Source organism: Streptomyces mauvecolor, from assembly GCF_039532965.1.
Classification (GTDB): domain Bacteria; phylum Actinomycetota; class Actinomycetes; order Streptomycetales; family Streptomycetaceae; genus Streptomyces; species Streptomyces violascens.
On sequence record NZ_BAAASQ010000028.1, the window covers coordinates 89,528 to 98,687 of the forward strand.

At 71.0% G+C, this 9,160-nt stretch carries 8 protein-coding genes and 1 pseudogene; 8 read left to right on the forward strand and 1 reads right to left on the reverse strand.

Translation table 11 applies throughout. The annotated features are described in order from the left end of the window. The first annotated feature begins 57 nt into the window (after positions 1-57). From ABD346_RS31440 to ABD346_RS31450, 3 genes are read left to right on the forward strand one after another with little or no spacing between them, the layout of a single operon-like run. Positions 58-1,755, forward strand: coding sequence for a (2,3-dihydroxybenzoyl)adenylate synthase (locus ABD346_RS31440; protein ID WP_344379477.1), 1,698 nt, complete (start codon positions 58-60; stop codon positions 1,753-1,755). 53 nt (positions 1,756-1,808) lie between these two features. Beyond that, positions 1,809-2,438 carry a VOC family protein gene (locus ABD346_RS31445; RefSeq protein WP_344379478.1) on the forward strand — a complete coding sequence of 210 codons (630 nt, stop codon included), beginning with the start codon at positions 1,809-1,811 and terminating at the stop codon, positions 2,436-2,438. After that, positions 2,435-2,677, forward strand: coding sequence for a hypothetical protein (locus ABD346_RS31450; RefSeq protein ID WP_053726360.1), 243 nt, complete (start codon positions 2,435-2,437; stop codon positions 2,675-2,677). Before ABD346_RS31445 ends, ABD346_RS31450 begins: the two co-directional genes overlap by 4 nt. A gap of 43 nt (positions 2,678-2,720) precedes the next feature. On the opposite strand, the gene ABD346_RS31455 is transcribed toward ABD346_RS31450, so the two are convergent. Further along, complete coding sequence (locus tag ABD346_RS31455; protein WP_344379479.1) at positions 2,721-3,620, reverse strand: LysR family transcriptional regulator; 900 nt, start codon at positions 3,618-3,620, stop codon at positions 2,721-2,723. Positions 3,621-3,780: 160 nt separating this feature from the next. Here ABD346_RS31455 and ABD346_RS31460 point away from each other — a divergent pair, with 160 nt between their 5' ends. From ABD346_RS31460 to ABD346_RS31480, 5 genes and pseudogenes are all read left to right on the forward strand, one after another. Continuing rightward, positions 3,781-5,220, forward strand: a complete 1,440-nt coding sequence (locus ABD346_RS31460) for an MFS transporter (protein ID WP_344379481.1) — start codon at positions 3,781-3,783, stop codon at positions 5,218-5,220. Continuing rightward, on the forward strand, positions 5,217-6,572 hold the full coding sequence (locus tag ABD346_RS31465) for a hypothetical protein (protein ID WP_344379482.1): 1,356 nt from the start codon (positions 5,217-5,219) through the stop codon (positions 6,570-6,572). Before ABD346_RS31460 ends, ABD346_RS31465 begins: the two co-directional genes overlap by 4 nt. After that, the gene (locus tag ABD346_RS31470; RefSeq protein ID WP_344379483.1) at positions 6,569-7,318 is read left to right on the forward strand and encodes a 4'-phosphopantetheinyl transferase family protein; all 750 of its coding nucleotides are present in this window, start codon (positions 6,569-6,571) and stop codon (positions 7,316-7,318) included. The genes ABD346_RS31465 and ABD346_RS31470 overlap by 4 nt, the downstream gene beginning before the upstream one ends. Positions 7,319-7,431: 113 nt before the next feature. After that, complete coding sequence (locus tag ABD346_RS31475) at positions 7,432-8,262, forward strand: AfsR/SARP family transcriptional regulator (RefSeq protein WP_344379484.1); 831 nt, start codon at positions 7,432-7,434, stop codon at positions 8,260-8,262. 67 nt (positions 8,263-8,329) lie between these two features. Then, positions 8,330-9,160 (forward strand): annotated as a pseudogene (locus ABD346_RS31480) (acyl-CoA carboxylase subunit beta); the annotation flags it as partial.

Sequence of the window (9,160 nt, forward strand, 5' to 3'; positions counted from 1 at the left end):
GTCGGGGCCGGGCCGCCCCCCTGCACGGATCCACCCGATCGAGCGAAGGAGGAGAAGATGAAGCGCGCCGGGACCGTCCCGTGGCCCGAGCACGAGGCCGAGCGCTACACCGCGGCCGGCTACTGGCGCGGCCGCCCGCTGGGCGACTGGATGTGGAGCTGGAGCGACAGCTACGGATCCCGTACGGCGCTGGTGGACGGCGCGACCAGGATCGGCTACCGCGAACTGGCCGTCCGCGCCGACGCGCTGGCGGAGCGGCTCGTGTCGCTGGGCCTTCGCGACGGCGACAATCTGCTGGTCCAGCTCCCCAACTGCTGGGAGTTCGTGGCCCTGTTCCTGGCCTGCCAGCGCATCGGCGTGGCACCGGTCCTCGCCCTCATGCCGCATCGCGAGCACGAGCTGGAGTACCTCGCCGAACTCGCCGACGTCGCGGCCATCGCCGTCCCCGACACCTGCCGAGACTTCGACCACCAGACGCTCGCCGCCAAGATCGCCGGGACCCGGCCGCGGCCGGTCCCCGTCCTGGTCGTCGGCGACCGCGTCGAGCCCGGCCACGTCGATCTGCGGGACGCCCTGCGCATCGAGGGCGACGCCGAGGAGCGCCGCGGCCGCCTCGACGAACGGGCCCCGGACGCCGGGGAGGTGGCGCTGTTCCTGCTCTCGGGCGGCACCACCGGACTCCCCAAGATCATCGCCCGGACGCACAACGACTACGAGTACAACTTCCGCCGCAGCGGCGAGGTCTGCGGCTTCACCGCCGAAACCACCTATCTGGCCGCACTTCCCCTCGCACACAACTTCCCGCTCGGCTGCCCGGGCGTGCTCGGCACCCTCGCGGTGGGCGGCCTGGCCGTCCTGTCGCCCTCGCCGCACCCCAGGACCGCCTTCGCCGAGATCGCCCGCGAGCGGGTCACCATCACCTCGGTGGTGCCCGCCGTGGCCCACCGCTGGCTGGAACACGCGGGCGACCGGACGTACGACCTGACCAGCCTCGAACTCGTCCAGGTCGGCGGCTCCGTCCTGCCCGCAGAGCTCGCCCGCGATCTCGGTCCGGGTCTTGGCTGCACCCTCCAGCAGGTGTACGGAATGGCCGAGGGCCTGCTCAACTACACGCGGCCGGACGACCCTGCGCAGGTCCTTCGCGAGACCCAGGGCCGGCCGATCTCCGAGGCCGACGAGATCCTCGTGGTGGACGCCGACGGACGGCCCGTGCCCGACGGCGCCACCGGCGAACTGCTCACCCGTGGCCCGTACACGCCCCGCGGCTACTACCGCGCACCGCAGCACAACCAGCGGGCCTTCACCGCCGACGGCTGGTACCGCACGGGCGATCTCGTGCGGTGGCACCCCAGCGGCAACCTCGTCGTCGAGGGCCGGCTCAAGGACCTGGTCAACCGGGGCGGCGAGAAGGTCTCCATCGACGAGGTCGAGGACCTGGTGCGGGCGGTGCCCGGCGTCGCGGACGCGGCGGCCCTGGCCCTGCCCGACCCGGCGCTCGGCGAACGCGTCGGCATCTGCGTGATCCCCGGGGGCGGGCCGCGGCCCACGCTGGAAACCGTCCACGCCTTCTTCGCGGCACGCGGTGTAGCGGCCTTCAAGACCCCTGAACTCCTCTACCTGGTCGAGGAGTTCCCGCTCACCCCGGTCGGCAAGGTGGACCGCCGCACCCTGCGCGAGCGGGTCCTGGCGCTCGCCGAGGTGAGCGTGCCCGCCCAGCCGAAGGCCCAGCCGAGCGAGGCCCCGGCCCCGGCTTGACCGGCCAACGACCCCGCACTCTTTCCCCCGCTCCACAGCGAAAGGAACAAGCCATGACGCAGATCCCGGCGGCCGGTGCGCCGCTCGACACCGGATCGCTGCGCCTCAAGGGCGTCGACCACCTCGCGCACGTCACCTGGAAGCCCGAGGAGACCCTGCACTTCTACCGCGATGTGCTCGGCCTGCCCCTGGTCCACGCCATCACCGCGACCGGCTGGGTCACCGAGGACTTCCCCGACTTCGTGCACTTCTTCTTCGCCCTCGGCAAGGGCAACCACCTGGCCTTCTTCTACTACTTCGGGCTCCCCGAGGAGGAGGACCCGGGCGACCTCATGCACCGCTCGCGCCACCTGGCGCTGCACGTCGACACGGAGGAGGAGCTGACCGCCTGGCGCGTCCGCCTCAAGGAGCACGGCGTACGGGTCACCCCGCCGCTCGCCCACGAGCTCCTGGAATCCCTCTACTTCGACGACCCCAACGGAATCCAGCTGGAGATCACCCGCCCGCTGCGCCCCTTCGCCGACGTCGACGCCCGCGACGCCGAGTTGACGCTCCGGGCCCTGAGCGACATCGCCAAGGGCGAGCGCCCCACCGTCGAGGACATGTGGCGCCGCAAGGGCGAACTCGCCCGCGACCACGCCGAGCAGGCCGCTGCGGCCGAGGAGAAGGTGAGCATCCGATGACCACGCTGTACGTACTGGACATCCCCGAGTTCGACGACCTGGTACGCGTTGCCCGCGACACCGGGTACGGCATCCGCTCCGCGGGCGACTACGTCGAGGTGACCGCCGACGGGCCCCTGGTGCTCGCCCGGGACGCGGTCGGCGCCCGCCCCGCGATCTGGTTCGCCGCGCTGACCGGCGGCTACAGTGGCCGGCTCGTCCACCTCGACGAGGACGAACTCTGCCTGGACGAGGGCTGAGGCCGCCCCGGTGCGGCAGGCTTCGCCGCACCGGGGCGGGCGGCTACAGGGCCGGGGTGCCGAGCAGTTCGCGCGCGGTGTCCAGGAACGGGCGAAGGCCCGGCGACTCGGCTCCCTGCGCTCGCCAGGAGACGTGCACCTCCGTCTCCCGGCGGGCATTGATCCAGGGCACCGTCTCCAGGGCTCCCCGCGCCAGGTCGGCCGCCACCGCGATCTGCGGGAGCAGCGCGCAGCCCATCCCCTCGGCGACGCAGCTGCGCAGGGCTCCGATGCTGGTCAGCTCGGCCACCACGTGCGGCCGGGGTCCCCGCACGGAGCCCAGCGTCTCGTCGTACATCCGGCGGTAGCTGCAACCGGGTTCGGTGACCAGGAAATCCACGCCGGCGAGTTCGGCCGTGGTCACTTCGTTCATCCTGGTCAGCGGGTGCCCGGGGGGCGCCACCACGACGACGGTCTCGGGAGCCAGCGCCATGCTCTCGAACTCCGGCTCCGTGGGCGGCGGTCCGAACGTGAAGCACAGATCCAGGGTTCCCTCGCGCACCCCGCCGCGGGACTCCGACCGATTGCCCGGGCGAAGCACGACCCGGACCTTCGGATGGGTTTCCCGGAACCGCGTCAGCAAAGAAGGCAATCGGTAGACGCAGAGTGTTTCCGGTGCGCCGATGGTGAGTTCGCCGGCCGGGTCCGCCATTCCGGACACCGCGGCCCTCGCCTCCTCGGCGAGCTGGAGCATGCGCTCGGCGTATTCGACCAGGCGATTGCCCGCGTCGGTGAGCCGTATCCGGCGGCCGGAGCGGTCGAAGAGCGCCACCCCCAGATCCGCTTCGAGCGACTGGATCTGCTCGGTGACACTCGACTGGGCATAATTCAGGCGCTCGGCCGCCCGTGTGATATTGAGGGTTTCGGCAACGGTGCGGAACGTGTTCAACTGACGGAGCTGCATCTCTCGGCCTCCCCCGATCCATCGGCGCTTCCGATGGTGCAATCGGAATTTCCCGTTTCTCTTTCGCCCGGGTCCCCGCCAGGCTGTAACAGCCGCAGGTTCTCGACCCCGGCCGCCTCGAATTCGCTTTTCCGCATCAGTAATTGAGAAGGGAACAACTATGTCCTCGCAGTCATCGACGGTGACGGCCGCACAAGGAGGGAGCGCTGCGGCGGGCGTCAAGCCCGAGGCCGGCGTCCGGCGCAAGGGGCTTCTGCTTCTGGGCCTTTCGCTCGGCTACTTCATGGTGCTGCTCGACACCAGCGTGGTGAACGTGGCACTGCCCGCCATCCGCGATGATATCGGCGGCGGCCTCTCCGGGCTCCAGTGGGTGGTCAACGGATACACCCTCACCTTCGCCGCGCTGCTGCTCACCATGGGTGCGCTCTCGGACCGCTTCGGCGCCCGCAAGGTCTTCCTCACCGGCACCTGGGCCTTCCTCATCGCCTCCGGACTCACCGCCGCCTCCCCGAACCTGGGCGTTCTGATCGGCATGCGCGGTGTCCTCGGCATCGCGGGCGCCGCCCTGCTCCCGGCCTCGATGGCCGTCATCGCGACCGCCTACACCGACCCCGCCCAGCGGGCCCGCGCCCTCGGGTCGTGGGCTGCCATCACCGGTGTCGCGCTCGCCGCGGGCCCGGTCGTCGGCGGCGTCCTCACGGACACGCTGGGATGGCGCTTCATCTTCGTCATCAACGTGCCCGTAGCCCTGCTCAGCGTGCTGATCACCCGCGCCTTCGCACCCCAGTCGCCCCGCAACCCGGACCGCGCGATCGACCTGCCCGGCCAGCTGTTCGCCGTACTCGCCCTGGCGGGCCTGACGTTCGGCGTCATCCAGAGCGAGCCCGAGGGCTGGACGTCCGCGCCGGTGCTCATCGCCCTGGCCGTCGGTGTCGCCGCCGCGATCGGCTTCGTCATGGTGGAGCGCCGCGAGCCCGGAGTGCGCGGCCCGATGCTGCCGCTCCAGCTCTTCCGCAAGGCCACCTTCTCGGTCGGCCTGCTCAACGGTCTGCTCGTCAACTTCGGCCTCTCCGGCGTCCTGTTCGTCATGTCGCTCCACTTCCAGCAGGGCCTCGGCTACACCGCCATGGCCGCCGGCCTCGCCTTCCTGCCGCTGACCCTGCCCACCGCGTTCAACCCGATCTACACCGGGCGCCTGGTCGCCAGGAAGGGTCCGCGCATCCCCTCGATCCTCGGCTTCTCGCTGATGACGGTGGGCGCGATCATCCAGCTGCTCTTCGTGGGCGGCGACGGCGCGGGCCAGTACGCCCTGACCGCGGTCGGCCTGCTGATCTTCGGGTTCGGCGTCTCCTTCGCCATCCCGTCCCTGGTCACCACCCTTGTCTCGTCGGTGCCCAAGGAGCAGGCGGGCATCGCGTCGGGCGCCCTCAACTCGGCCCGCCAGACCGGCGCCGTGGTCGGAGTCGCCGTACTCGGCTCCGTACTCCAGGCATCTCCCGGCGACAGCGGCACCAAGGTCGCCCTGTCGGTCGCCGCGGCGGCCCTCGCGGTGGGCGCCCTGCTCGCCGTCGGGTACATCGGCCGGCGCACCGCCCAGTGAGCGAGCGGCGGGCGAGCCGGTTCAACGGCGCCGGGCTGCCCCAGGGCAGCACCGGCGCGGGCTCCCCGCCCGTCCTGCGGGGCGATCCGCACCGCAGCGACGAGACCATCCACCGGATGCGGGCGGTCATCCGCTCCCACGGGACACCCACCGTGGAGCGCGGCTGGCCGCCACCCCCGGCCCCGCACCCGCCGACGGCCGCCCAACTGGCCGCCTCCTTCAAGGAGAACGGACGACTGGTCCTGGCCGTTCCCGGTCCGGACGGCGACCGGCAGCCGTACGAAGACGGCGGGGACGCGATGGCCCCCCGGACCGTCACACGGCAGTACGCGGACGGCGCGGATCCGGGCACCCGGGTCGGCACACGGCAGTCCCACGGGGCGGCCGCAGAGCCCGACACCCGGGTCTGGCTCACCGTCCCGAGCTGCGCGGCAGCCGATCACGAAGCGGACTGCCGCTGCGACCCGGAGCTGACGGAGGCGTTCATGCGTACCGTGCTCCCCGGCTGGCTCGTGGCTGCCGCCGACACCCGGCTGCGCACCGCGGTGCGCGCCTACCAGGAGCACTACGCGCCCGTGGACGACCTGTCCGCGGTCGGGGCGCTCACCGGGGCCTTCGCCGACGTACTGCTGGCCGACTGCGTGGTCGGCGCCGCGACCGACGCCCTGCGCGCCGGAACCGGGAGCCGGGCCCTGTCCGCCGTCTGCGGACACCTGGTGCCGCGGCTGCTGCGAGAGAGCGCGGAAGAGCTGATTCCGCTGAACGCGCGGGATCGGGACGGCAGCCTCGCCCGGTCCGCCTACGACTTCTCGGCCGCCCGCGAGGGCGAGGCCCTGATGGCGGCGGCCGGCCCGGCAGGAGCCCGGCTGCCCCAGCTCCTCGCCGAGTTCCAGGACGGATCCGGCGGCCGCGAACTGCGCCTGTTGGGCCGGGAGTTCCGCGACTTCTCCGGTCTGCCGGAGGGGCGCGACCCGGCCGGCCGAAGCTTCCGGGAGCTCATCCGGACGCTCAACCGGGAACTGCGGGGCCTGGAACGGCGCCGCTCCTACCTCGGTGGCTCCACGCCCGGCCGCCCCGACCCGGCGGCACTCGCGGTTGCCGACCGGCTCGCCCTGCTCACCGCGGCGGCCTGCGGACTCGGCAGGCTGCGGCTCACCGGCGACGACACCGAGCGCGCCTGGCTGCTGCTGGCCCTCACCAGGGTGCTGCGGCGCCTGGGCTGTGCGACGTCCCGGCTGCCGAGGGGCCAAGTGGGGCTCGTCCTCAAGGAATTGATCGTCCGTGACCGTGAGGCACTGGCCTACGACCTGTCCCGGGAACGGATCGACCTGGAGATCGGGAGTACGGCTTGACACAAGGGCCGACACCCGCGCTCTATGCGGCGCGGGGCCCGGACGACCTGGAAGTGGCAACGATCAGGAAGGAGTTGGAGGAGAGCCGGTGCGTCGTCGTCGCGGGCCGGACCGAGGACTGGTGGCCGCACGGGGCCGGGCCCGACGCGGAGGACCTGCGGGTGCTGCTCGGCGCGGACCGCGCCCGGGCCGACCGGCAGCCCACGCCGGAGCGACGCATCCGCTTCATCGTGTCCCGGCTGATGCTCAGAGCCACCGCCGGCGCCCTGCTGGGCGCCGATCCCGCCCTCTTCGAGGTCGCCTACACCGTGACCGGGCGCCCTTATTTAAGAGGCTGTGACGAGCTGGACATCAGCGTCGGCGACTGTGAAGGCCTGGTCGCCGTCGGCCTGATGGACGGCGGCCGGGTCGGCGTGGACGTGGCACCGCTGCAACCGCCGCTGCTGCGGCTGCCGTCCGTGGAACACCTGCTCACCCGGCACGAGCTGGACCGCCTGCACGCGGCCCGGCCGTCCGCCCGCCACCCGCTGCTGCTCCGCTTCCTGACCCTGAAGAATTCCTATGCCAAGGCGATGGGAACCGGTCGAAGGATTCCGTACGCCGATTTCGGAGTGGCGACGGACCGCGATGGATGTCATCTCATGGGGAAGGATGGGCGCTTTTACGTGCCCGGCCTCGGGGCGGCCTCCAATAATTTCGGTTCCACTCATCTGATTTCCGCGACAGGCGTTGCCAAATCTGGGTAGCCTGCACCCCGTCCGTGCAGGTCGGAGGCGGGATGGGGTACCCGGAACTAAACCGATCGGTACGTTCGGAAAATGGACGAGACAGAGCAATCAATAGCTCAGGGGGAGTTGTCTTGGATATCGGAGTGCTCGGTGACGTCCAGATAATGGACGGAGAACTGGGCTGGGGGCCGACGGCGCCGAAGCAGCAGCAGCTGCTCGCCACCCTGGCCCTCGCCGTCGGTCACGTGGTGACCATGTCGAGCCTGATCGACGAGCTCTGGTTCGGAGTGGTGCCCCCGCGTAGCGCGGTCACCGCGGTCCAGACGTACGTCATGAACCTGCGTGCGCTGATGACCTCACGGTTCTCGCACGGGCGGCTCGATCCGAAGGACGTCCTGATCACCTCGCGCGGCGGCTACCGGCTCGACCTGGGCACCGGCACCGTGGACGCCGACCTCTTCGAGGAGGCCGTCGACGAGGGCTGCCAGTCGCTCAGCGAGGGCGACAACACCGAGGCGGCCCAGGCCTTCCAACGCGGTCTGTCCCTGTGGCGCGGCTCGGCACCGCTGGACGGCGTCCCGCTCGGCCCGCGCCTCTCCCTGGAGGTCTCGCGCCTCGAAGAGCTCCGGCTCACCGCTCTCGAAGGCCGTATCGAGGCGGACATCCGCATCGGCCGCCATCGCCAAGTCCTCGGCGAGCTCCGCTACTTAACCGAGAACCACCCCCTGCACGAGGGATTCCACGCCCAGCTGATGCTCGTCCTGCACCGGACCGGCCGCCGTGGCCAGGCCCTGGAAGCCTTCACCCGGCTGCGCACCGCCCTGCGCGAGGAGCTCGGCATCGACCCGATGCCCGAACTGCAGGACCTGCAACGGGAGATCCTCCACGGCGCCAGCGAGAAGCGCTGGGCGGCACAGGGCGCCGGCCGGGGCGGCATGGCCGTCGTCGGGCGGGTGGGCTGATGAGCGTGGTACGTGACCTGTGCGCCGTACGTGACCTATGTGCTGTACGTGACGAGAGGGATCCGACATGAACACCCCGCAGCCGACGGCGACCCGCAACCGGGTCACCGAGCTACTTGCGTTGCGTGAGGAGGCCCGTCGTGGGCCGAGTGAGCGTGCGACCGAGGCGCAGCATGCGAAGGGCAAGCTGACTGCGCGTGAGCGGATCGATCTGCTGCTGGACGCGGACTCGTTTCACGAGGTGGAGCAGCTGCGCCGGCATCGTGCGGTCGGTTTCGGTCTGGAGGCGAAGAAGCCGTACACCGATGGTGTGGTGACTGGTTGGGGCACGGTGGAGGGCCGGACGGTCTTCGTGTATGCCCATGATTTCCGGATCTTCGGCGGCGCGCTGGGTGAGGCGCATGCGACGAAGATCCACAAGATCATGGACATGGCGATCGCGGCGGGGGCGCCTTTGGTGTCGCTGAACGACGGTGCGGGTGCGCGTATCCAGGAGGGTGTCAGCGCGCTGGCGGGGTATGGAGGGATCTTCCAGCGCAACACGAGGGCATCGGGGGTGATCCCGCAGATCAGCGTGATGCTGGGCCCGTGCGCCGGCGGCGCCGCGTACTCCCCCGCCCTGACGGACTTCGTGTTCATGGTGCGGGAGACCTCGCAGATGTTCATCACGGGTCCGGATGTGGTGCGGGCGGTGACGGGTGAGGAGATCACCNGCGGTATCTGATCTCGATGCTGCCGTCGAACAACCGGGAGAACCCGCCGGTCCACCCGAGCGACGACCCGGCCGACCGCCGCTCCGAGGCCCTCCTCGACCTCGTCCCCGCCGACGGGAACCGTCCGTATGACATGCACAAGGTGATCGAGGAGCTCGTCGACGACGGGGACTTCCTGGAGGTTC

Coding starts and splice junctions, on each gene's coding strand:
- ABD346_RS31440 (WP_344379477.1), top strand. CDS start 58: ATGAAGCGCGCCGGGACCGTCCCGTGGCCCGAGCACGAGGCCGAGCGC.
- ABD346_RS31445 (WP_344379478.1), top strand. CDS start 1,809: ATGACGCAGATCCCGGCGGCCGGTGCGCCGCTCGACACCGGATCGCTG.
- ABD346_RS31450 (WP_053726360.1), top strand. CDS start 2,435: ATGACCACGCTGTACGTACTGGACATCCCCGAGTTCGACGACCTGGTA.
- ABD346_RS31455 (WP_344379479.1), bottom strand. CDS start 3,620: ATGCAGCTCCGTCAGTTGAACACGTTCCGCACCGTTGCCGAAACCCTC.
- ABD346_RS31460 (WP_344379481.1), top strand. CDS start 3,781: ATGTCCTCGCAGTCATCGACGGTGACGGCCGCACAAGGAGGGAGCGCT.